This is a genomic window from Coprococcus sp. AF51-11b1 (assembly GCF_027682785.1).
GTDB lineage: Bacteria > Bacillota > Clostridia > Lachnospirales > Lachnospiraceae > Allocoprococcus > Allocoprococcus comes.
In genome coordinates, this window is the sequence record NZ_JAQCZB010000010.1 from 130,295 (window position 1) to 150,876 (window position 20,582).

The following is a 20,582-nucleotide window of genomic DNA, read 5'->3' on the forward strand; positions in this document are numbered from 1 at the left end:
ATCTTGGTATAAATGTCAGCAGCGTTTATGGTTACATGTGGAGAACAAAAAAGAGTAGGGTAGAGGCGGTTGAATATTATTATACAAAAAATGCAGAGGAAAGTATCTCTGTAAGCAGTGTGAGAGATAAAGCGAGAAAGAAAGGGATGTCTTTACAGGAAGCGGCAAAATATTATATTGAGAGAAATAGTTATGACTGATGAGTACGCAGTATAAGTGGATGGTAGAATTTGTGAGAAATGTGTTGCTGTTTATTACAATTGTGATAAAATTAGGATAAAATAAAGATAGCAAAAAGTGAAAGGAGAGGTGGAAATGATACAAATTCGCCCAGTTTCTGATCTCAGAAATAAATTTCCTGAAATTGAGACTCTTGTTAATAGTGGAAATCCTGTGTATTTAACTAAAAACGGATATGGCGCTATGGTTGTTCTAAGCTTAGAAGAGTATGCAAGCCTCACTGATAATATCGAAATGAAGCTTGATGAAGCTGACAGGCAGGCTGCGGGAACCGATGAAAGACTTTCTCACGAAAGCGTGTTCAAAAATGCAAGGAGTGCAATACATGGAAAATAAATCTTATCAGCTTCGTTACTTGCCAATATTTGAAACTGATTTGCTAAGTACGGTAAATTACATTACAAATGTCTTGAAAAATGAAGATGCAGCACATCGGTTGGTTGATGATATTGAAAGTGCCATATTGAAAAGGCTGGAAAATCCTCTTGCGTTTGAACCTTATCGTTCTGCAAAAAGGAGAGAGTATCCATATTATCGGATTTATGTGAGGAATTATGTGGTATATTATGTGGTTATCGGGAATGTTATGGAAGTAAGGCGACTGATATATAGTGCGAGAGATACAGATCGTCATTTATAGCAGAATGATAAAAATGTAATTGCAAAATAGCGATAATTTATTTTAGAAAAATAGTAGTAGGAAACAATACAGAACTCCTCTATATGAGAATAAAGTTGTTCTCATATAGAGGAGTTCTGTATTCTCAATTAAATATTTGAAAGTAAGTATGTGAAAAAATTAAAAACTTGCTGAATAAGCAAAAAGTTGCGGGTACAGAACTGTATAATCGAAAACAAAGGAAATGATTTTAACTTTAGTAAAAATGAGAATCATATGAGGAATGAGAAGATGGAAAGAATTATCAATATTGAAGATTCGGTAATCAAACATTCCCATCAAGATACAGTCTCGCATATTCTAGTGGTTCATCAATGGCAAGTGTGTTTAATGCACAATCTGATCCGGGTGTGGTTCTCAAATTCTTTTCTGCTTCCCAGCAGTCAATGCGAAGCATATAGTCTGCACTGGTATAAACATCAATGCTGTTTCGTCCGGGATTATATTCTGCAAATATTGTTCTCATCGTATCTTATCTCCTTATCGTTCAATCAATTATTTGCTACAAAAATCAGAAGCATTTCAATCAGTTCACCATGTCACTTTTATTTTGTGTTATACTGTTTTATATACTTTTTTTGGTCTCCGTTGCCGCTTCGGTCAGCACAGAGCAGAGGTCCACCGGACCTCTTGTGCCCTTGTATTTTCCCTTATCAGAGTTCGTAAACACTGGTGGGACGATATAACACAAGGGAAACAATAAGGGAAAGCTCACCTGCGACAAATCCAGTGTTTTCAATGGTTTGCGGAGAATTTAATAACAAAATATAACAGTTATTAAATTTCTTAAAACAGGTGAAATCTCAATCGGTATTTGTGAAGGAGGAATATACTATGAATATAGGGTTTTGGCTATGTGGAGTTTTGGTTATTCCATTTGTGATTATAGGAGTGTTATTTGCAATATTTAAAGAAAAAGCGGCTAAATTTGTTTCGGGATTTAATTCATTACCGAAAGAAGAACAGGCATTGTATGATAAAGCTCATATTTCTCGTGATATAAAAAATCAGTGTTTTACATGGGCTGGCATAATGTTAGTAGGAGCAGTGTTGTCTTATTTTTTAACACCATATATGGCTATTCCGGCTTTTATTATTTGGCTCGTTTTATTTTTCAAAGAGGTTCACTTTGACACGCACAAAGCATTTGAAAAATATTTATTAAAATAAATTCCAGATGATAAAGCAGAAGTATAGGGTTTGATTCATATGATTTCAGTAAAAAAACAGAGAATTGCTGCTATTATGGTTTTAAGTTCCATCATGCTGATTTTACTTTTGTCGCTAAATTTCCGACTCTGGAGTGGATATTATGCAGAAGGGGATTTGGAAAGTATAGTCATACAGCAGATGGAATGTTTGGAAAAGTCAAATAGTGAAAACGATATAAGCGAAAGTATATGTTTGCATTTCTATGAGTGTATATGTTTCGGTGGAATAGAAATAATGGTGCTCTGGGTATATGATGGCTTTAAAGACCTCGGACAAGGTGAGTTTTCTTTCAGACCGGGAGTTACCCTTTGCAGTCTATCGGTTCGGATGGATGATTAAATACTTCTGATAATCAAATTTAAAATTTATTATCAGGAGGAACTTCGATGTATGTATTAAATGCAAATCATATTTCAAAAAGTTATAAAACTGCAGGAGAAACTATGCGGATTTTGCAGAATGTGAATCTGCAAGTTATGAAAGGAGAAATGGTTGCTATTATGGGACCATCCGGCAGTGGAAAGACTACTCTGCTCCATGTGCTGACCGGGGTTGACACACCGGACGATGGAGAAATCGTAATAGGAGGAGAAACATTTTCACAGCTTACGGAAGAAGAGAAGGCATTTTTTCGCAGAAAGCATATGGGAATGATTTTTCAGGATTTCCAGCTTTTGGAGAGTTTGACGGTAAAAGAAAATATATTGTTACCACTCATTCTTGAACGAAAAGAAGCAGACATCCAGCAAGAGCGTTTTCCAAGAATAGCGGATGTGCTCGGCATTGAAAAATTAGCTGACAAAGGAATTACGGAAATATCGGGAGGTCAGAAACAGAGAGTTTCGATTGGCAGGGCGCTGATCAATGAACCGGATATTATTTTTGGAGATGAGCCAACAGGAAGCCTTGACCGAAAGACCACCGGGGATGTGATGCGATGTATGAAACAGATGAATCAACGGTCTGGCATCAGCTTTCTGCTTGTGACACATGATGCTTATACGGCATCCTTTTGTGACCGGGTACTTTTTCTACAGGATGGGAATCTGGCAAAAGAAGTAAAGAAAGAGAACACTGCCGATAATTTCAGAGAAGATATATGGAAAACGCTGTGCGGTTTGGGAGGTGGAAAAGATGACCTTTTTTGATATTTCCCGAAAGATGCTGAAAGCTGGTTTTTACAAATATCGATTGTACTTTCTATGCAATTTATCTGCAACGGCATTATTCTGTTGTTTTGCAGTTATTTCCACAAACAGGACGTTTATGAATGCGTCGATTGTAAATTCATCAATATCCAATAACATTTATCTTCCATTTTTTCTGTCTGCAGTGTTTCTGGTTTTTTTTCTTCCTGTTTCGTGTCAGGCATTTCTGGCATCAAGAAAACAGGAATACGGCGTGATGTTTTCTCTTGGCATGAGCCGGAAGGAAGCGTTTAGAAACTTACTTTTTGAAAATGTGATCATATCCGTGCTGGCATTAGCAATAGCACTTGCGGCAGGAACTGTGCTGTCATTTTTATTTTTTTCCGTTATCATTTATGCAATAGATGTTCACGGAGTGCAATGGCAGTTTTGCCCGGAAGCATATAAGCTTACAGCAGTTCTATATACAGTAGTGGTGGCAGTTGCCTTTATCCTGAATGCCGGGAGACTTATGCTGGATAAAATCGGAACCCTGCTAAAAGCACAATATCGGGCAGAAAAAACAGGAAAGATCGGTACGTTCTTATGCAGACTTGCACCCAACTACATGGGGTTTCATCTGGTGGAATGGTCATTTGTCCGCAGACACAAGAAAGAATGGGGATGTAGGTATGTTTTAGCCTCTCTCATAATAGCGGTATCTGTTATGCTTACGGGGGTATGTGTGACTTTATATCCGGCTTTTCTACAGGATGCAAAAAGTTATTCTCCCTATGACATGGTGTACTCAGAAATCTATGGAATGAATCAGGTTTCAGTAGAGGATGTCCTTCATATATTGGAGAAAAATGGTGTTACTGTAGAACAGGTCATTCAGCTTCCCTATATCAGAGATGATGTTTTTAATTACCTTCCTGTGACAGAAATAAACCGGGATTTTGGATGTGATTATCAGATTCAGGAAGGCGAGTTTTTGAATTTGTTTCAGTACAATCTGGAAGATGGGTATGAACATAACATACAGCCAGTATCTACTGTAACGATTTCCGGGGACAGAAAGCTGCAGTCTGTTGGAACAGATGTAAAGATACTGTTTAATCAAAATCCGACCTTTGCAGATAAAACACTGATCATCAACGATTCTGATTTCGAAAAATTAAGTGCAGATATAACAGGTAGTGCTGGTATCGCAAACTTGTTTCAGTTTCAGAATTGGGAAGATTCTTATGCGGGAGTATGTGAAGTAAAAGAATATCTGCAGGAAAGCAATCAGTTGAATGAAGATGAGCAGACGTATTATGAATTGTCTTCGAAAGTGGAGAAATACCAGGATGCAAAGAAATCAGGACAATTTTTATTATTTTTGATGGCATTTGTGATAGGGCTTATGATAATGGCTGAGTTTCTGTTAATTCATTCACGTATCCAGGCAGAGAAGGAAGAAAATAGCAGGGTCGTTTGTAGTTTGCGAATGTTGGGAATGATAGACAAGGAAATGGTAAAGTGCCTATGCTATAAGAATTTTCTAAGATTTATACCGCCATCGGTTGTGGGAACAATCCTTTCTTTCCTGCCATCTTATTATCTGAATGAGAGTTATGGAATGGGGACGAATGGAATTCTGGCAGGAATCGTATTTGGAGTGATTTTGACAGTCGGAATATTCGTAGTGATACGCAGGTATTCTGAAAAAGAAGAAAAACTTTATGAAAGCGGTTTTATAATACAAGGAAGAGGATTTTTTGATTATAGATAAGTAGAAAAAGATTCAAATCCTGTGTATAATTAAAAGATAAAGATAGAGACAACTCGGAATTTACAGGAAGTGTGACAAGAAAGCCAAAACGGTATACTGGGAAAAAAAGATTAAGAAAAGAATAAAGAGCTGGTTTTAATTGTAAAATTTATGGGGAACTAACATCAGCTTATTGACATAAATTTAAAAATAAGTATAATAATAGTTGAGTAATTGTTCAACTATTATTATTTGGAGGTGAATATATGTCAAAAACGTCTTATATTTGTAATTGCGATGTAATTCATGAGGATATTGTGAATGATGTGAAATCCAAGATGCAGCCAAAAGATGATTATATCCAGTTGGCTTCTTTGTTTAAGCTATTTGGAGATGGAACTAGAGTACAAATCTTACACGCTCTAGAACAGAGTGAGATGTGTGTATGTGATCTTGCAGTGCTACTGGGGGTAACAAAATCTGCAATTTCGCATCAGTTAAAGGCATTACGCCTAGCGAATCTGGTAAAATTCCGTAAAGAAGCACAGATAGTTTACTACTCGCTGGCAGATGATCATGTGAAAGAGATTATTGACAAGGGATTTGAGCATCTTTGGCAGAAATAATATTTTTTAATATTATAGTTGAGTAATTGAACAATTAAACAAATTATAAGGAGATTATCATGAAACGCATATTTCTATTAAAAGGGTTGGACTGTCCAAATTGTTCCGCAAAAATTGAAAAAGAAATCGGAGAGTTGGATGGAGTGCAATCCTCAGTGGTAAATCTGATGAAGCAGACGCTTACAATCAATGTTACTCAGACAGCCGCAGATACGATAGCCAGTCAGATTGAAACGATTGTTCATAGTCATGAGCCCGATGTGGAAGTTCAGGAAGAAACCGTTATGAATGTTACAAAGAGTTATTCGTTAAAAGGATTGGATTGTCCGAATTGTTCTGCAAAAATTGAAAAAGAAGTCGGAGAGTTGGATGGAGTGCAATCCTCAGTGGTAAATCTGATGAAGCAGACGCTTACAATCAATGTTGCTCAGACAGCCGCAGATACGATAGCCAGTCAGATTGAAACGATTGTTCATAGCCATGAGCCAGATGTGGAAGTTTCTGAAATTGTACAGGAATCTTATATACCGGAAAAAAAGCAGGAGGCCAATGAATCCTACAACAATGAGGATAAGAAGTTGACAGTTCGTTTAGCGACTGGTGCAGCAATCTATGCCATTGGTATGGCATTGACTGTTTTTGCGAAAGTGCCACTGCCTATCGAGTTAGCTTTTCTCATTGTTTCTTATGTTATTCTTGGTGGAGATGTTGTATGGCAGGCTGTGAGGAACATTTCAAAGGGGCGTGTATTTGATGAACATTTTTTGATGAGTGTTTCTACGATTGGGGCTTTTGTCATTGGTGAATATCCAGAAGCAGTTGCTGTTATGCTATTCTATCAGGTAGGTGAATTTTTTCAGTCATTGGCTGTTAAGCGTTCAAGAAAATCTATATCAGACTTAATGGATATACGTCCAGATTCTGCTACAGTAAGAAGGAATGGGGAATTGATTACCATATCTCCAGAAAATGTCTCCATTGGTGAGATTATTATTGTAAAGCCTGGTGAAAAAATTCCATTAGACGGTGTGGTATTGGATGGAGATTCTATGCTGGATACAAGCGCCTTAACAGGAGAATCAGTTCCGAGAAGTGTTCATAAAGGAGACGAAGCACTTTCCGGTTGTATGAATCAGACGGGTGTCTTAATGATTAAGACAACAAAAGCATTTGGTGAATCTACGGCTTCAAAGATTATTGATCTTGTGGAAAATGCGTCAAGCCGAAAAGCACCAACAGAAAATTTTATTACTACATTTGCACGTTATTATACACCTGTGGTTGTAATCTTAGCAGCTTTTCTGGCGATTCTGCCACCGATCATTCTTGGCGGAGGCTGGACAGAGTGGATTCGCAGAGGATTTGTTTTCCTTGTGGTATCTTGTCCATGTGCATTGGTTATTTCAATCCCGCTGACTTTCTTCGGCGGCATTGGTGCAGCATCTAAACGAGGTGTTCTTGTAAAAGGAAGCAATTATTTAGAGGCACTTAATAATGTCAGCGTTATTGTGTTCGATAAAACCGGAACACTTACAAAAGGTGTTTTCAATGTGACGGATATTTTGCCTGCAAATGGATTTTCAAAAGAACAGGTTCTGGAGTATGCGGCAGAGGCAGAGAGTTTTTCTAACCATCCTATTGCAAAATCCATTCTTGCTGCTTATGGAAAAGAAATTGATCAGTCAGTGATTTCTGATTATAAGGAAATTTCAGGATATGGAATCAGTGTAATGGCAGGGGAAAAGAAAGTTTTTGCTGGCAATACGAAACTTATGGATACAGAATGTATAGAGTACACAACCTGTGAAAACGCAGGTACAAAAGTTTATTTGGCGGTAGATGGTCAATATGCAGGATGTATTTTGATAACAGATGAAGTGAAGCCGGACAGTAAAAAAGCAATTTCTGACCTGAAACATATCGGCGTGGAAAAAACAGTCATGCTTACCGGTGATGATGAAAAAATTGGGAAGTCCGTTGCAGAAGAATTGCAGTTGGATGAATATTATGCACAGCTGCTTCCTGACCAAAAAGTGGAAAAGGTTGAGCTTTTAGATAGTAAAAAGAGACCGGGAAGCAAATTGGCTTTTGTTGGTGATGGTATCAATGACGCTCCTGTCCTTGCCCGTGCAGATGTTGGTATTGCAATGGGTGGGCTTGGTTCGGATGCGGCCATTGAAGCAGCAGATGTAGTTCTGATGACAGATGAACCGTCTAAGCTGGTGGACGCGATTGAAGTAGCAAAAGCGACAAAACAGATTGTCATGCAGAATATAGTGATTGCTCTTGGGATTAAAAGTGTGTTCCTGATTCTTGGCGCTCTTGGTATTGCGGGAATGTGGGAAGCTGTATTTGGTGATGTAGGCGTTACCATAATTGCTGTTTTGAACGCAATGAGAATTTTGAAAGAATAGGAAATGAGGTGGGAATGTGAAACGAAAACTGATTCTGTTAGTTGTTACGATTGTTTTTCTTGTAGGTTTTGGTGCCATTTTACATTCACCGCCTTCTATGATTGATGCAGTCACAGGAGCAACACCGAAGTCAAAAAAGGCGGCTCAAGCCTCCGCACAGTTGGAAGGCTCTTATGTTCTCGGTATTAATATGATGTCAGATGGTCTCGACAACGAGAACACCCGGAATAAATTAAAAGAATTGGCACTGGACGATTCGGAAACAAATGAAACAGATCTCATGAAAACGGACATTAGTTTTCGGTTATATGTATCTGAGACGGATTATCCGCTTGTCAGTTATGCTAAGAAACTCTGTGACAGATTGAAACAGGCCGGTTTTTCCGTAGATCTGAAAGAGTACAGTAACACAATGATGCTATCAAGAGTGGTAAGTGGAAAGTATGATGTATTCCTGGCATCGGATGATTTTATTGACGTTACAACGTTATCACAGATGGACTATATGATCATGGACAGCGAAGAAATGAGGTGAGCGGGAATTTATGAGAAAATGGAATACGATTTTGTCTGTTTTAATGCTTCTCATTTTTATGATTCATGGAATCATGGGAAGCTTTATGCTGAACGGAGTTGGAAGTAGTGCAGGGAAACTTCTTGCATGGATTGGTGTTGGTATTCTTGTTGTGCATACGGTGATTGGTGTCATCCTGACAGTTCAGAGTTTACAGACAGCGAAGCAATCCGGAAAAATGTATCTGAAACAGAACGCCATATTCTGGGCGAGACGAGCCAGTGGGCTGGCAATACTGATCCTGCTGTTCTTCCATATTGGCTTGTTTGGAAAGGTGCAGAATGGGACATATATTTTGTTCCCTTTTACAACGGTAAAGATGGTAACTCAGCTTTTGTTCGTGGCGGCAATCTTTGTTCATATTTTTATCAATATCCGCCCATTGCTCGTATCGCTGGGAATCATCAGTTATAAAGAACGAAGGGGTGATATTTATTTGATTCTTTCGGTGCTCCTTCTGTTTATAGCGGGCGCAGTTATTTTCTATTATATTGGGTGGCAATATCTATGAGTAAGACAATTATTATTATAGGTGCTGGACTGGCAGGACTTTCAGTGGCTTTGCAGGCAGCGGAAAATGGATGCAATGTAAAACTGGTTTCCTCCCTTCCGTCAGAGCGGGCACAGTCTGTTATGGCGGAGGGCGGTATCAACGCAGCTTTGAATACAAAAGATGAAAACGACAGTCCCGAAGAACATTTTACAGATACAATAAAGGCAGCATGTGGTCTGGCAGATCCAAATGCAGTTTGGGGAATGACACAGGCAGCACCGGAGCTGGTGCACTGGCTGCTAAAACTTGGAGTTAAATTTAACATGAGTGGCTATGATGATGTGGATCTGCGAAATTTTGGCGGGCAGAAAAAGAAACGGACTGCCTTTGCACAGAGCGATACCGGGAAGCAGATCATGACAGCTATGATAGACGCTGTTCGCAGGAAAGAAGCATTTGGTATGGTAGAACGGTTCAGCCATCATTCTTTCCTAACACTTCGTCTGTGTGGCAATATTTGTTGTGGCTGCGTAATCAGGGATGAATACAGTCAGGAGACTGTGGAATTACCGGGGGATGCGGTTATTGTTGCCACCGGTGGTATGCACGGATTGTTTGGAAATACAACGGGTTCGCTGAGCAATACAGGAGAAGTCACCGCAGAATTGTTCCGGCTTGGTGTTCCTCTGGCAAATGGCGAGATGATCCAGTATCATCCGACAACTGTGAAATGTGGTGGAAAACGCATGCTCATCAGCGAGGCGGCCAGAGGGGAAGGTGGCAGGTTGTTTGCCATGAAAGATGGAAAACAATGGTATTTCATGGAGGAAAAATACCCGGAGCTTGGAAATCTGATGCCACGAGATATTACCGCCAGAGAGATATGGAAGGTCAGCCATGAATCAGAGGTATTTCTTGACATGACGGAAATATCGGAGGAGATTATTTCAAATAAGCTATCTGGTCTGGCAGACGATTGTATGACCTATTTGCATAAAGATATACGAAAGGAACCGGTGTCTGTTTTACCGGGAATTCACTATTTTATGGGAGGTATTCTGGTGGATGAGCAGCACAGAACGCCGATTCAGAATCTTTACGCTGCCGGAGAATGCTGTGCCCAATATCATGGTGCCAACCGTCTTGGTGGAAATTCTCTGTTAGGAGCGTTATACGGAGGACGTGTTGCGGCAAAATCAGCATGCGAACAGGCAGATGTAGTAGATCTATCTTGTGCGACACAGATAGATTTTCCACCAGCGTCTCAAATTTCAGAAATAAAGCAATTAAACAAAGTGATGCAGGAGACTATGGGCGTTGTCAGAAATGAGAATACGTTGTTAAATGGGATTCAAACGGTACAAGCGCTGACAGGAAATCTTCCATTGCTTGGCATGGCAGTTCTAAAGAGTGCTCTTGCAAGAAAAGAAAGCCGTGGTGCACACTGGCGGGAGGATTATCCGAAGAGCAATGACGATGATTACCTTAAAACAACGGTAGCCAGATTTGATGGAAAGCAGATACAGATTTCCTTTGTACCTGTTCCAGAAAGGCGGTGATTCACTTGGTATATAAAATAAAAATCAGGCGGCAGGAGAGTCAGAAATCAGATAGTTATTGGCAGGAATTTGAGTTTGACGGAAGCAAAAACAGCTCTGTTGCCACTGTTCTAAAGGAATTGAACAGTAGAACTCCTTTGAAAGATAACTCAGGAACTATAGTTACTCCCATCAGCTGGGAATGTAGCTGTATGGTGCGAAAATGTGGGGCTTGCGCCATGCTGATTAACGAACGTCCGAGGCTGGCATGCTCTACATTTCTACATATGTTAAAAGGTTCTACAATCACCTTGGAACCTTTAAGCAAATTTCCGCTTGTAAGAGATTTGATCGTTGACCGGTCAAATCTGTTTGAAAATTTGAAAAAACTGAACCTTTGGCTTGAAAGTGAAGCTTATATGAGTTCGTGGACACATGAACCGAGATACCAGTCGGCACGCTGTCTGATGTGTGGTTGCTGCCTTGAAGTGTGTCCTAACTTCTCTGCAAATGGGACTTTCGCAGGCGCTGTTGCTGCAGTCAACGCATTTCGGATTCTGAATGAAGAACAGGAAAGCACTCATTTGAATGAGATTTCTGCTGAATATAAGAAGAAATATTTTGAGGGATGCGGGAAGTCGTTATCTTGTCATGATATTTGTCCGATTGGTCTGCCTGTGGAAGAACTGCTTGTAAGGTCGAATGCAGCGGCTGTTTGGGGCAAATAAAATGGATGATAAAAGCTATAATGAATGTATGAAGAGAATCAAAAACTTGATTCTCTTTTTTAAAACACATACATTGGCAAATATCTATGTATATATTATATTGAACATAGACAATGATCAATGTGAGGTGTCAATATGAATGCAATGGATGTGGCTTTGATATGCAAGGCTTTGGGCGATGCGAACCGGCTGGAAATTGTACAGATGCTGTCGGATGGAGAAAAGTGCGGGTGTAAACTTTTGGAAAGATTTGAAATTACCCAGCCAACTTTATCCCATGATGAATTTTCCGGAAATATTGTAGCTAATAGTTATTTAAACTGTTGTATTTGTTTAAAAATTAAAAAATATCTAATGAGTCTTCCGCATCTACCCACATCTGCAAATTTCCATCAAGATATAATCTTGCATATTCAAGAGGATCATCAATGGCGAGTGCGTTTAATGCACAGTCTGATCCTGATGTGGTTTTTAAGTCCTTTTCAGCTTCCCAACAGTCAATGCGGAGCATATAGCCAACAGAGGTATAAACATCAATGCTGTTTCGTCCGGGATTGTATTCTGCAAATATTGTTCTCATCGTATCTTATCTCCTTATCGTTCAATCAATTATTTGCTACAAAAATCAGAAGCATTTCAATCAGTTCACCATGTCACTTTTATTTTGTGTTATACTGTTTTATATAATTTTTTTGGTCTCCGCTACCGCTTCGGTCGGCACAGAGCAGAGGCCCACCGGACCTCTTGTGCCCTTGTATTTTCCCTTATCAGAGTTCGTAAACACTGGTGGGACGATATAACACAAGGGAAACAATAAGGGAAAGCTCGCCTGTGATAAATTCAGTGTTTTCAAGGGTTTGCGGAGAATTTAATAACAAAATATAACAGTTGTTAAATTGCTTAAAACAGGTGAAATCTCAATCGGAATTTGTAGAATTAGTAAATCTCGATTTTGGGAAATACAAGAATGTGTCTCATTATGGTTTTAATGCGGTTTGTAAGGAGAAACAATATGATTGGGTTTGTTATATGGTCACTTTTTGGAGTGTTTATAATTGGATTAGGAATAAAAGATATGTTTTCTAAGAATCCCGTTGGATTCTGGGCTAATACCGAAACAATAAAAGTAAAAGATGTGAAAGGTTACAATCGTGCGAGCGGACTATTGTTTATAATCTATGGAATCATTTTTGTTATATTAGGAATTCCGCTGTTAGAAGGTCAAAATACACCATACGTTCTGTTGTCGGTTATTGGTGTGATGGTGGAAACAATTGTAATTATGGCTGCTTATAGTTTAGTTATCGTTAAAAAGTATGAAGAGAAGTAAATAACTTATAATTTGTGGAGGATAACTATTGTGGATAAAGCAGTTATTTATATACATGGAAAAGGTGGTAATGCTGAAGAAGCTATTCATTACAAACCGCTCTTTAGTAATTGTGATGTGATTGGTCTCGACTATACTGCACAGTTTCCATGGGAAGCAAAAGAAGAATTTCCATTACTTTTTAATTCAATTTATAGAAACTACAAGACGGTTGAAGTAATTGCCAATAGCATTGGAGCGTATTTTGCTATCAATGCCTTATCAAATCAGCAAATAGAGAAAGCATATTTTATTTCGCCCGTTGTAGATATGGAAAGGCTTATTGCTGATATGATGATTTGGGCAAATGTTACAGAGGATGAACTCAAAGAGAAAAAAGAAATTCAGACAACCTTTGGAGAGACTCTTTCATGGGATTATCTTTGCTATGCAAGAGAAAATCCTATTATATGGGAAATCCCAACGCACATTTTATATGGTGAAAAAGATAATCTTACCGCTTATGGAACGATATTTGAATTTGTACAGAGGACTAATTCAACACTTTCTATTATGAAAAATGGAGAGCATTGGTTTCATACGGATGAACAAATGAAATTTCTTGATGAATGGATAATAAAATCTTCCAAATAAATTCAAGTTTGGAGAATTGAGAAAATCGGAATTTTGGAGGTTATTATGGCTTTTGATTTTAAAAAAGAGTATAAAGAATTCTATATGCCGAAGAACAAACCAGAGATTGTAAATGTACCTAAGGCAAATTATATTGCAGTTAGAGGAAAAGGCAATCCAAATGAAGAAGGCGGAGCATATCAACAAGCAATCAGTGTTCTATATGCTGTTGCATACACATTAAAAATGAGTTACAAGACTGATTATAAAATTGAAGGATTTTTTGAATATGTTGTTCCGCCATTGGAAGGTTTTTGGTGGCAGGATGATGTCGAGAGTGTAGATTATACAAATAAGTCTGCTTTCAGCTGGATTTCTGTTATCCGTTTGCCTGATTTCATTTCTAAAGCTGATTTTGACTGGGCGGTAGAAACAGCAACGAAAAAGAAGAAACTTGATTGTTCGTCAGCAGAGTATCTTACGATTGATGAGGGATTATGCGTTCAAATTATGCATATAGGTTCTTTTGATAATGAGCCAGCAACTGTTGCGCTTATGGATACTTATTTAGAACAAAATGGATATGTTAATGATATTAACAAAGATAGGTTGCACCACGAGATTTATATGTCTGATGCAAGAAAGGTTGCCCCAGAAAAATGGAAAACTGTAATTAGACATCCAATTAAGAAAGCGTAAAATTCCCGTTTATTGGGAAGTCGCAGAGAACGAAAAATCGGAATTTTGCTTTCGATGACCAGAATGAAAATCGTTATCGTTGCGCCTGTTTTCACAAGCGTTGCGTGACATAAAAAGAATTCTTTTTTAATATCAAAGTATCAAAAACAAAGGAGGTTCTTTTTATGTTGAAGGAATTAAAGAAAAACAAAATGAGTGTTGTTGCAACTGGAATTTTATTTGGTGTTATGGGGGTATTAATTATTCCTATGATAGCAGTAATTGTAAAAATATCGAATGCATTATCCCAAAAACATCCTAGGATATACAAGTATAGTATGATTGCTTTTATCGGTATGTTATTGGCAATTAGCCTATTTTGCGTTGTTATTAAACATCAGATGAGTTTTCTTGTAATAGTTGCTTGTTTAGCAATAACATTATGCGACACTATTAAAAACAGATAATAAATGGAGTACAACTATGGAAATATCAGATTTGATTAAATCAGCCAGAATTGAAAAGGGCTTAACCCAACAACAACTGGCTGATGTTGTCTTTGTTACGCGACAGACAATTTCGAAATGGGAATTGGGAAAAAGTGTTCCTGACCAAGCCTCTCTTATATTGCTATACCAGTATTTGGACATCAAGGATAATGGGAAAAAACAGTTATCAAAGCTTATTTTTAATAAGCAAAATATTATATTAATTTTGATTGCAATCTTATTTTCTCCTATGGTTATTGGAGTACGTTTTATCTGTTGTAAAATTGATAAGATTGAAAATCGAAAAATTAAAGCGGTAATCAAGGTTATTGGCTTTGTTGTATTCTCATCGTATCTAGTATCTTTAAAAGAAAATGTGGCGTATTTGTTAATTGGTATATTTTCTCTGGTGTATTTGTTATATCAATTCTATTTGAGTGGATTGGAAACTAAATGATTTGTGTCAGCAAGTTTAAGGCAAGCGATAATTCATGAAATTCAAGTTTGTGGAATTCAAAAATTTAAAATGAAATGTGAGATAGAGCGTATGGAAATAATCTATACGTTCTATTTTTTTTGCCTTTTTGAAAAAAGTGATTAAAAAACTATTGACATTTTGTTACTGGCAAGACTGCGAAGTCGATTTTGATTTCTGTTGGTGTCCGTCTGACAGCGTTCAATCTGAAACAGATCGCCAATCTGACCTGTACAGACGAACTGGACTTATACAGTATCGGGGAGAAAAAAGTGGCACTGTTTTGCTGTATTCCAGATGCGGACACCAGTATGAATTATCTGGTCGGCATGATTTACAGCAATCTGTTTCAGACACTGTATTATGTGGTAGACCGGAAGTACGGAGGAAGGCTTCTGATTCCGGTACACTGCATTATGGATGAATGGCCAAACGTAACATTGCCAGATGACTTTGACAAGATTCTGGCAACCATGCGTTCCAGAGGGATTTCCTGCAGTATCATCATCCAGAACATTGCACAGATGAAAGTGGTTCTTTGGACATTATCATGATAATAAGAATATTGGACCGAGAGAAATACTGATATATGAACAGATTATTCGGATACTGTGAGAAATTATAATTCATGAAAAGTAAATGTAAATCGAAAACTATTTGGCTAAACTTTATATAATAATTGAAAAAACAGCTGACTTGCAATAAAAAAATTTTACAACCAGCTGTTTATTGATCTCCTTTTTCAATTTTAACTACCGCTTCTATAGGACAATCTAAAATAACACAAATATCATGTAGAGTATTCATGGTAACACTTTTGTTTTTCCTAAGAGCATCTAATGTTCCGGTGCTTATGTGGTAGGTTTTGATTAATTCATATTGAGAAATCCCCTTATCTTTTAATGTCTGCCATAATGGGGCGTAGGTAAACAAATGTATCACCTCTTTCATGCGTGTTCTATATTTAATTATAGGATTTTCAATTACCTTACATATTGCCAAATATTCGACTATAATAAATATAACAAGAGAGCAAAGATTAGATACAATGTAGTTCAAATATGGAGAAAGATATGGAAAAGTGTGCAGAACAGCAAAGGCTGTTATTCCTTGGTATGTGTAGTTTGGAAGACCGAAAGAGAATTTGTGATGAAAAAATAATGGATTTATATAATTTTGAGCGAATTACTTATTTGCTGGAAGCGTTTGGATTTGAAGAATATAAATTTGTATTTGAAATGAAGTATAAAGATCTGCTACTGAAACTTGCGGATATTGTTGAGCAGAATTTAGTATGTGGAAATTCTATGGATAAATATGTGTTACAGGATAAATACGAAATAAGAAATGAGTGGCAGCAAGAGTTTATTAGAAATTTGCCCAATGAAGTAATGAAAAACTGTATTCAGGAGATATTTGATTTGTATGCATAAATGCTAGATTTGTTTCGGCTTAATATATTTGTGTACAGAAAAAGGTATGACATAAAAATAATAAAGGATTATGTGCGAAAATTGGAACCTGGTTCCAATTTTTGTGCTTTATGCCATATTCAAACAGAAGGGAGTGATAATAAGGACTATTTGTTATTCTGGGAACCGAAAAATAAAATGAGATTTTCTTATCAGATAGATGTTGAATTTTTAGCTTATCTTGAAAAGAATTTAAAAATTTGTTAAGATGGAACAGGTAAGCAAATAGGTAGTCATCTGTCTGTTAGAAAGAAGAAAAAGGATGGATGAGTATCATGGCTAAAGCCTTAAATGGGAAAGAGTTGGGGAAAGGAATTACTCAACTGAGAAATGGAACCTATCAAGCACGTGTGTATATTAAAGGAAATGACAAACCTATATATGCATCCAGTAAAAGATTAGAAGAAGTAAAACAAAAGAGAGAAAAAATATTAGAACAATATAATCTGGGATTGCAGACTGATGCCAGCAAAAAAACGTTAAATGATTGGTTTGATGAGTGGATGGAGTTATATGTGGTTGGAAAAGTGAAACCTAGGACTGTACAAAACTATATAAGAGAGTATGAAAGATGTAAATCTTATATAGGGCATATAAAAGTAAATCAATTACAACCGACATATATCCAAAAAATGGTAAACGAATTATTAAAAAAAGGATATAAGAGGGCAACGGTTAAACAATCAGTATCCGTTTGAGGAGAATTTTGTGAATAAAGAATTTGATAAAATACGAGAAAAAATGTAAAATACATAGAAGTTACAAATGGAAATAACTGAGCCTGCGAGGAAGCAAAGATACGATGGTTGTCTCGCAGGCTGACAAATAAATAAAGCGAATAATTATACAAACACGTGGATGAATATGCAGGGAAAAATTAGGGGAGAAAGTACGAAAATTTTGAAAATCGTGTGAAAACCGTGTAGAAAAAAAGTGGAAAGTGCTGAAACCCTTGTAAAATAAGGAGATTTTGATATGACTGGTGAACTAACACCGACCGCCTGATAATTTTAACCCTACAAAAACGCGATAAAGCGCGTGGTTGAGGGATTTTTTTATGGTCGGAAAAGTTGTCTGAAAGTTCTGACAACGGCATGGAGTGTACTGTAGTGTTGTGGAGTACATTGGAGTACATGGTCAAAAAATGGTCACAAATGCTTTTTCCCAAATGCATACTCATACATACTCATGCATATTGTGTAACCTTTAATGTTAGTTCCCCTATGTTTGTATAATTATTCCGTTTTTTATTCTAATTCAATTCATTTTTATCTTTTCAACTGTTAAATCTAAATTTTGCGTTTCTGCAAAATCATTTATACAATTTCCTGAGATCAGGTATTTTATACATTGAAATAAAAAGAAGGTTTCAATTTATGAATATCAATAACAGTAAATATATCTTCTATGCATTTAATAAGAAATGGAAGAGTATTCGTGAGTGTTGCAAATACTATGAAGTAAGATATGGATCTGTTATGTCTTACAAAAGAATCCACAAGTGTACAGCTGAAGAAGCAATCGCATATTGCAGAAATTTGAAAAAACTAGGTATATTTTATTTTAAGAAAGTGAGGTGGACAGATTTAAAAGAATGCTGCGATTATTACAATATAAACTATAAATCCCTATGTACTTATATGCAGAAAAATAAAATATCAAAAGAGGAGGCGCTCAGCCATTATTATCAGTATTATAAATATAATCGTTTTACATATAACCATGTGACTTATGATAGTTTTGCAGCTTGTTGTGAGGCTTACAATATTAAATCGGTTTGCGTCAGAAGATATGCGAGAAAAAAACATTTTCTATTGCGGCATGCATTTGCCAGCTATCTGAATTATCATAATAAACGAAAAATGTATTTCTGCGGACAGGAATATATTACATTTACATCATGTTGCAGAGCATTTGGATGCAATGCATCTTATGTGTCGGCATACGCAAAACGGCACGGAATATCCAGAGAAGAAGCTTTGAAATTTTATATCAATCGTATTGGAAAGCAGGAAGGACAAAAAATAGATTCCAGAACATTTGTATTCCGGGATAGTATTTATCATGATTTGAGTGACTGCTGCCGCAAACTTGGTATAAATGTCAGCAGCGTTTATGGTTATATGTGGAGAACGAAAAAGGGTAAAGTAGAGGCGGTTGAATATTACTATAATAAAAAGATGGAGGATTATTTTGAATGGGAGTCGGTTTTATACTCGTCTTTGTCGGCATGCTGTACAAAATTTGATGTGTCATTAAAAGCAGTACGCAATAGAGCGTGGCGAAAGAACTGTTCGATCCAAGAAGCTTTCCGACATTGTCTGAGAAGGAAGCAAAGTCTGGAAACGGATGTATTTTACTATAGAGGTGATGAGTATAAAAATTTGAAAGAGTGCTGTGAAAAATACAATATTAATGTTCAATCTGTGCATTCTTATAGGTTTCGGAATAAAGACAGCGATTACGATGAGGCAATTGATTATATTAGAAAGATTACGGAAAATCGGCAATTTATCTGGGAGGATGGAAGTGTATATGAATCAATCAATTCCTTTTGCAGAATGAAAAGTATCTCTGTAAGCAGTGTGAGAGATAAAGCGAGAAAGAAAGGGATGTCTTTACAGGAAGCGGCAAAATATTATATTGAGAGAAATAGTTATGACTGATGAGTACGCAGTATAAGCGGATGGTAGAATTTATGAGAAATGTGTTGCTGTTTATTGCAATTGCGATAAAATTAGGATAAAATAAAGATAGTAAAATGCGAAAGGAGAGGTGGAAATGATACAAATTCGCCCAGTTTCTGATCTTAGAAATAAATTTCCTGAAATTGAGACTCTTGTTAATAGTGGGAATCCTGTGTATTTAACTAAAAATGGATATGGCGCTATGGTTGTTCTAAGCTTAGAAGAGTATGCAAGTCTCACAGATAATATTGAAATGAAGCTTGATGAAGCTGACAGGCAGGCTGCGGGAACCGATGAAAGACTTTCTCACGAAAGCGTGTTCAAAAATGCAAGGAGTGCAATACATGGAAAATAAATCTTATCAGCTTCGTTACTTGCCAATATTTGAAACTGATTTGCTAAGTACGGTAAATTACATTACAAATGTCTTGAAAAATGAAGATGCAGCACATCGGTTGGTTGATGATATTGAAAGTGCCATATTGAAAAGGCTGGAAAATCCTCTTGCGTTTGAACCTTATCGTTCTGCAAAAAGGAGAGAGTATCCATATTATCGGATTTATGTGAGGAATTATGTGGTATATTATGTGGTTATCGGGAATGTTATGGAAGTAAGGCGACTGATATATAAAAGCACTTGATAAGGAACTGTAAGTTACGATGTTAAAAAGTAGAAGTTACTGATGATGGAACGCCGGATGAGGGGAAACTCTCATGTCCGGTGTGAAGTGGGGGAAAGTCTGGCGATAACATCAAAGGATTACCTATCACTATAGGACCGTTTGATTGCCCTGCATCATTTGGATATTGGTTGGAAACCATCTGATGTAGGACGGATTTTGCGGACATTCAAAATAAAAAAGAATGTGGAGGTAACAGACAATGGCAAAATCATTATTTGAGGAACTGGGCGGCAAATACGAAAGGCAAGGGGATTATTTGATACCGTGCTTAACTGTACCCGCCGAAGAAGAACAGGCAATAGGCATCTGGGGGCAACGGCATTTAGATTATCTAAAACAGTACCGTAAAGTTACATACACCAATCTTCTTACAAGCGGCAGGCTAAACGCCTACCTTGCCGACATCAACAGACAGGCACAGGAACGCTTTGAAAGGCTCATAGAGGGTATGAAACAGGCACAGGGCATAACGGAACAGCTAAAGGCAGAAAACGCCTTAGAATGGACAGGATGCCTCAATAACATAAGGGCTTGTGCGAGGGAGATTGTGGAAAAGGAAATTATTTTTGCATAAACAGATGATTAGTGGCAGGGGGAAATCCTGCCGCTTTTTCTGCTTTAGTTTGTCAGCTTGACAAATAAAGGGTTAAGGAGTATAATTAGATTCAGTATTATACAAGGAGTTAATAAATATGCGGCAAGGTATTCTTAAATAAACTGTCAATTTGATAGTGGGAACAAAAAGTAGCAGTCCCGTTTCACTTTTAATA

At 37.3% G+C, this 20,582-nt stretch carries 27 protein-coding genes and 2 pseudogenes; 26 read left to right on the plus strand and 3 right to left on the minus strand.

What is annotated here, in order from left to right; all coding sequences use genetic code 11:
• The 3 genes from PGY05_RS11040 to PGY05_RS11050 form a co-directional block, all read left to right on the plus strand.
• The coding region (locus PGY05_RS11040; RefSeq protein WP_270475920.1) for a hypothetical protein at positions 1 to 200 on the plus strand (200 nt) is incomplete at its 5' end.
• A 115-nt stretch (positions 201 to 315) separates the two neighbouring features.
• Entirely contained in the window at positions 316 to 576 is a 261-nt protein-coding gene (locus tag PGY05_RS11045) for a type II toxin-antitoxin system Phd/YefM family antitoxin (protein ID WP_044999282.1), read from the plus strand.
• A complete protein-coding gene (locus PGY05_RS11050) occupies positions 566 to 880 on the plus strand; it encodes a type II toxin-antitoxin system RelE/ParE family toxin (protein ID WP_117558205.1) in 315 nt (104 codons plus the stop codon). The genes PGY05_RS11045 and PGY05_RS11050 overlap by 11 nt, the downstream gene beginning before the upstream one ends.
• Before the next feature lie 304 nt (positions 881 to 1,184).
• On the opposite strand, the gene PGY05_RS11055 is transcribed toward PGY05_RS11050, so the two are convergent.
• Entirely contained in the window at positions 1,185 to 1,385 is a 201-nt protein-coding gene (locus PGY05_RS11055; protein ID WP_117558203.1) for a DUF6061 family protein, read from the minus strand.
• Between the two features lie 368 nt (positions 1,386 to 1,753).
• On the opposite strand from PGY05_RS11055, the gene PGY05_RS11060 reads away from it, so the two are divergent.
• The 11 genes and pseudogenes from PGY05_RS11060 to PGY05_RS16680 form a co-directional block, all read left to right on the plus strand.
• A complete protein-coding gene (locus tag PGY05_RS11060; RefSeq protein ID WP_040646272.1) occupies positions 1,754 to 2,089 on the plus strand; it encodes a DUF3784 domain-containing protein in 336 nt (111 codons plus the stop codon).
• A gap of 39 nt (positions 2,090 to 2,128) precedes the next feature.
• Positions 2,129 to 2,470 carry a hypothetical protein gene (locus tag PGY05_RS11065; protein WP_055068105.1) on the plus strand — a complete coding sequence of 114 codons (342 nt, stop codon included), beginning with the start codon at positions 2,129 to 2,131 and terminating at the stop codon, positions 2,468 to 2,470.
• Positions 2,471 to 2,517: 47 nt separating this feature from the next.
• Entirely contained in the window at positions 2,518 to 3,279 is a 762-nt protein-coding gene (locus PGY05_RS11070; protein WP_270475921.1) for an ABC transporter ATP-binding protein, read from the plus strand.
• Positions 3,266 to 5,035, plus strand: coding sequence for an FtsX-like permease family protein (locus tag PGY05_RS11075; RefSeq protein WP_270475922.1), 1,770 nt, complete (start codon positions 3,266 to 3,268; stop codon positions 5,033 to 5,035). Before PGY05_RS11070 ends, PGY05_RS11075 begins: the two co-directional genes overlap by 14 nt.
• Before the next feature lie 245 nt (positions 5,036 to 5,280).
• Positions 5,281 to 5,640, plus strand: a complete 360-nt coding sequence (locus PGY05_RS11080; protein WP_015512809.1) for an ArsR/SmtB family transcription factor — start codon at positions 5,281 to 5,283, stop codon at positions 5,638 to 5,640.
• 59 nt (positions 5,641 to 5,699) lie between these two features.
• Positions 5,700 to 8,054, plus strand: a complete 2,355-nt coding sequence (locus tag PGY05_RS11085) for a heavy metal translocating P-type ATPase (protein WP_195368987.1) — start codon at positions 5,700 to 5,702, stop codon at positions 8,052 to 8,054.
• Positions 8,055 to 8,070: 16 nt separating this feature from the next.
• Entirely contained in the window at positions 8,071 to 8,589 is a 519-nt protein-coding gene (locus PGY05_RS11090; RefSeq protein ID WP_005608562.1) for a DUF6921 family protein, read from the plus strand.
• A gap of 10 nt (positions 8,590 to 8,599) precedes the next feature.
• Positions 8,600 to 9,139, plus strand: a complete 540-nt coding sequence (locus PGY05_RS11095) for a hypothetical protein (RefSeq protein WP_008703787.1) — start codon at positions 8,600 to 8,602, stop codon at positions 9,137 to 9,139.
• Positions 9,136 to 10,680, plus strand: coding sequence for an FAD-binding protein (locus tag PGY05_RS11100; RefSeq protein ID WP_195368986.1), 1,545 nt, complete (start codon positions 9,136 to 9,138; stop codon positions 10,678 to 10,680). Before PGY05_RS11095 ends, PGY05_RS11100 begins: the two co-directional genes overlap by 4 nt.
• Positions 10,677 to 11,387: a succinate dehydrogenase/fumarate reductase iron-sulfur subunit gene (locus PGY05_RS11105; RefSeq protein ID WP_330377146.1), complete on the plus strand. Its 711-nt coding sequence runs from the start codon at positions 10,677 to 10,679 to the stop codon at positions 11,385 to 11,387. Before PGY05_RS11100 ends, PGY05_RS11105 begins: the two co-directional genes overlap by 4 nt.
• Before the next feature lie 135 nt (positions 11,388 to 11,522).
• A pseudogene (locus PGY05_RS16680) lies at positions 11,523 to 11,666 on the plus strand (ArsR family transcriptional regulator); the annotation flags it as partial.
• 61 nt (positions 11,667 to 11,727) lie between these two features.
• Here the strand turns inward: PGY05_RS16680 and PGY05_RS11115 are convergent.
• Positions 11,728 to 11,967, minus strand: coding sequence for a DUF6061 family protein (locus PGY05_RS11115; protein ID WP_005608569.1), 240 nt, complete (start codon positions 11,965 to 11,967; stop codon positions 11,728 to 11,730).
• Between the two features lie 432 nt (positions 11,968 to 12,399).
• On the opposite strand from PGY05_RS11115, the gene PGY05_RS11120 reads away from it, so the two are divergent.
• The 6 genes and pseudogenes from PGY05_RS11120 to PGY05_RS11145 all read left to right on the plus strand — a co-directional run.
• A complete protein-coding gene (locus PGY05_RS11120) occupies positions 12,400 to 12,717 on the plus strand; it encodes a hypothetical protein (RefSeq protein ID WP_055215068.1) in 318 nt (105 codons plus the stop codon).
• Between the two features lie 30 nt (positions 12,718 to 12,747).
• The gene (locus PGY05_RS11125; RefSeq protein ID WP_005337276.1) at positions 12,748 to 13,350 is read left to right on the plus strand and encodes an alpha/beta hydrolase; all 603 of its coding nucleotides are present in this window, start codon (positions 12,748 to 12,750) and stop codon (positions 13,348 to 13,350) included.
• 45 nt (positions 13,351 to 13,395) lie between these two features.
• Positions 13,396 to 14,028 carry a GyrI-like domain-containing protein gene (locus PGY05_RS11130; protein WP_055247379.1) on the plus strand — a complete coding sequence of 211 codons (633 nt, stop codon included), beginning with the start codon at positions 13,396 to 13,398 and terminating at the stop codon, positions 14,026 to 14,028.
• A 164-nt stretch (positions 14,029 to 14,192) separates the two neighbouring features.
• Positions 14,193 to 14,474 carry a hypothetical protein gene (locus PGY05_RS11135; RefSeq protein ID WP_007887522.1) on the plus strand — a complete coding sequence of 94 codons (282 nt, stop codon included), beginning with the start codon at positions 14,193 to 14,195 and terminating at the stop codon, positions 14,472 to 14,474.
• Positions 14,475 to 14,490: 16 nt separating this feature from the next.
• Positions 14,491 to 14,952 (plus strand): helix-turn-helix domain-containing protein, encoded by a 462-nt coding sequence (locus PGY05_RS11140; protein WP_195369062.1) that lies wholly within the window; start codon positions 14,491 to 14,493, stop codon positions 14,950 to 14,952.
• Positions 14,953 to 15,134: 182 nt separating this feature from the next.
• Positions 15,135 to 15,524: pseudogene (locus PGY05_RS11145) on the plus strand (type IV secretory system conjugative DNA transfer family protein); the annotation flags it as partial.
• A 172-nt stretch (positions 15,525 to 15,696) separates the two neighbouring features.
• Here the strand turns inward: PGY05_RS11145 and PGY05_RS11150 are convergent.
• On the minus strand, positions 15,697 to 15,921 hold the full coding sequence (locus tag PGY05_RS11150; RefSeq protein WP_270475927.1) for a helix-turn-helix domain-containing protein: 225 nt from the start codon (positions 15,919 to 15,921) through the stop codon (positions 15,697 to 15,699).
• A 110-nt stretch (positions 15,922 to 16,031) separates the two neighbouring features.
• Between PGY05_RS11150 and PGY05_RS11155 the strand changes: the two genes are divergently transcribed.
• The 6 genes from PGY05_RS11155 to PGY05_RS11180 all read left to right on the plus strand — a co-directional run bounded on the left by PGY05_RS11155 (position 16,032) and on the right by PGY05_RS11180 (position 20,386).
• Positions 16,032 to 16,403, plus strand: coding sequence for a hypothetical protein (locus tag PGY05_RS11155; RefSeq protein WP_118198284.1), 372 nt, complete (start codon positions 16,032 to 16,034; stop codon positions 16,401 to 16,403).
• 314 nt (positions 16,404 to 16,717) lie between these two features.
• Positions 16,718 to 17,140 carry a hypothetical protein gene (locus PGY05_RS11160; RefSeq protein WP_195369063.1) on the plus strand — a complete coding sequence of 141 codons (423 nt, stop codon included), beginning with the start codon at positions 16,718 to 16,720 and terminating at the stop codon, positions 17,138 to 17,140.
• A gap of 678 nt (positions 17,141 to 17,818) precedes the next feature.
• Positions 17,819 to 19,108, plus strand: a complete 1,290-nt coding sequence (locus PGY05_RS11165; RefSeq protein ID WP_270475928.1) for a hypothetical protein — start codon at positions 17,819 to 17,821, stop codon at positions 19,106 to 19,108.
• A 115-nt stretch (positions 19,109 to 19,223) separates the two neighbouring features.
• The gene (locus tag PGY05_RS11170) at positions 19,224 to 19,484 is read left to right on the plus strand and encodes a type II toxin-antitoxin system Phd/YefM family antitoxin (RefSeq protein WP_044999282.1); all 261 of its coding nucleotides are present in this window, start codon (positions 19,224 to 19,226) and stop codon (positions 19,482 to 19,484) included.
• Positions 19,474 to 19,770, plus strand: coding sequence for a type II toxin-antitoxin system RelE/ParE family toxin (locus PGY05_RS11175; protein ID WP_008375511.1), 297 nt, complete (start codon positions 19,474 to 19,476; stop codon positions 19,768 to 19,770). Before PGY05_RS11170 ends, PGY05_RS11175 begins: the two co-directional genes overlap by 11 nt.
• A gap of 241 nt (positions 19,771 to 20,011) precedes the next feature.
• A complete protein-coding gene (locus tag PGY05_RS11180; protein ID WP_001129922.1) occupies positions 20,012 to 20,386 on the plus strand; it encodes a TnpV protein in 375 nt (124 codons plus the stop codon).
• Positions 20,387 to 20,582 lie beyond the last annotated feature (196 nt).

What these genes read in the sequence shown, in the direction of transcription:
- PGY05_RS11045 (WP_044999282.1), top strand. Translation starts at nt 316, where the DNA reads ATGATACAAATTCGCCCAGTTTCTGATCTCAGAAATAAATTTCCTGAA.
- PGY05_RS11050 (WP_117558205.1), top strand. Translation starts at nt 566, where the DNA reads ATGGAAAATAAATCTTATCAGCTTCGTTACTTGCCAATATTTGAAACT.
- PGY05_RS11055 (WP_117558203.1), bottom strand. Translation starts at nt 1,385, where the DNA reads ATGAGAACAATATTTGCAGAATATAATCCCGGACGAAACAGCATTGAT.
- PGY05_RS11060 (WP_040646272.1), top strand. Translation starts at nt 1,754, where the DNA reads ATGAATATAGGGTTTTGGCTATGTGGAGTTTTGGTTATTCCATTTGTG.
- PGY05_RS11065 (WP_055068105.1), top strand. Translation starts at nt 2,129, where the DNA reads ATGATTTCAGTAAAAAAACAGAGAATTGCTGCTATTATGGTTTTAAGT.
- PGY05_RS11070 (WP_270475921.1), top strand. Translation starts at nt 2,518, where the DNA reads ATGTATGTATTAAATGCAAATCATATTTCAAAAAGTTATAAAACTGCA.
- PGY05_RS11075 (WP_270475922.1), top strand. Translation starts at nt 3,266, where the DNA reads ATGACCTTTTTTGATATTTCCCGAAAGATGCTGAAAGCTGGTTTTTAC.
- PGY05_RS11080 (WP_015512809.1), top strand. Translation starts at nt 5,281, where the DNA reads ATGTCAAAAACGTCTTATATTTGTAATTGCGATGTAATTCATGAGGAT.
- PGY05_RS11085 (WP_195368987.1), top strand. Translation starts at nt 5,700, where the DNA reads ATGAAACGCATATTTCTATTAAAAGGGTTGGACTGTCCAAATTGTTCC.
- PGY05_RS11095 (WP_008703787.1), top strand. Translation starts at nt 8,600, where the DNA reads ATGAGAAAATGGAATACGATTTTGTCTGTTTTAATGCTTCTCATTTTT.
- PGY05_RS11100 (WP_195368986.1), top strand. Translation starts at nt 9,136, where the DNA reads ATGAGTAAGACAATTATTATTATAGGTGCTGGACTGGCAGGACTTTCA.
- PGY05_RS11115 (WP_005608569.1), bottom strand. Translation starts at nt 11,967, where the DNA reads ATGAGAACAATATTTGCAGAATACAATCCCGGACGAAACAGCATTGAT.
- PGY05_RS11120 (WP_055215068.1), top strand. Translation starts at nt 12,400, where the DNA reads ATGATTGGGTTTGTTATATGGTCACTTTTTGGAGTGTTTATAATTGGA.
- PGY05_RS11130 (WP_055247379.1), top strand. Translation starts at nt 13,396, where the DNA reads ATGGCTTTTGATTTTAAAAAAGAGTATAAAGAATTCTATATGCCGAAG.
- PGY05_RS11135 (WP_007887522.1), top strand. Translation starts at nt 14,193, where the DNA reads ATGTTGAAGGAATTAAAGAAAAACAAAATGAGTGTTGTTGCAACTGGA.
- PGY05_RS11140 (WP_195369062.1), top strand. Translation starts at nt 14,491, where the DNA reads ATGGAAATATCAGATTTGATTAAATCAGCCAGAATTGAAAAGGGCTTA.
- PGY05_RS11150 (WP_270475927.1), bottom strand. Translation starts at nt 15,921, where the DNA reads ATGAAAGAGGTGATACATTTGTTTACCTACGCCCCATTATGGCAGACA.
- PGY05_RS11155 (WP_118198284.1), top strand. Translation starts at nt 16,032, where the DNA reads ATGGAGAAAGATATGGAAAAGTGTGCAGAACAGCAAAGGCTGTTATTC.
- PGY05_RS11160 (WP_195369063.1), top strand. Translation starts at nt 16,718, where the DNA reads ATGGCTAAAGCCTTAAATGGGAAAGAGTTGGGGAAAGGAATTACTCAA.
- PGY05_RS11165 (WP_270475928.1), top strand. Translation starts at nt 17,819, where the DNA reads ATGAATATCAATAACAGTAAATATATCTTCTATGCATTTAATAAGAAA.
- PGY05_RS11170 (WP_044999282.1), top strand. Translation starts at nt 19,224, where the DNA reads ATGATACAAATTCGCCCAGTTTCTGATCTTAGAAATAAATTTCCTGAA.
- PGY05_RS11175 (WP_008375511.1), top strand. Translation starts at nt 19,474, where the DNA reads ATGGAAAATAAATCTTATCAGCTTCGTTACTTGCCAATATTTGAAACT.
- PGY05_RS11180 (WP_001129922.1), top strand. Translation starts at nt 20,012, where the DNA reads ATGGCAAAATCATTATTTGAGGAACTGGGCGGCAAATACGAAAGGCAA.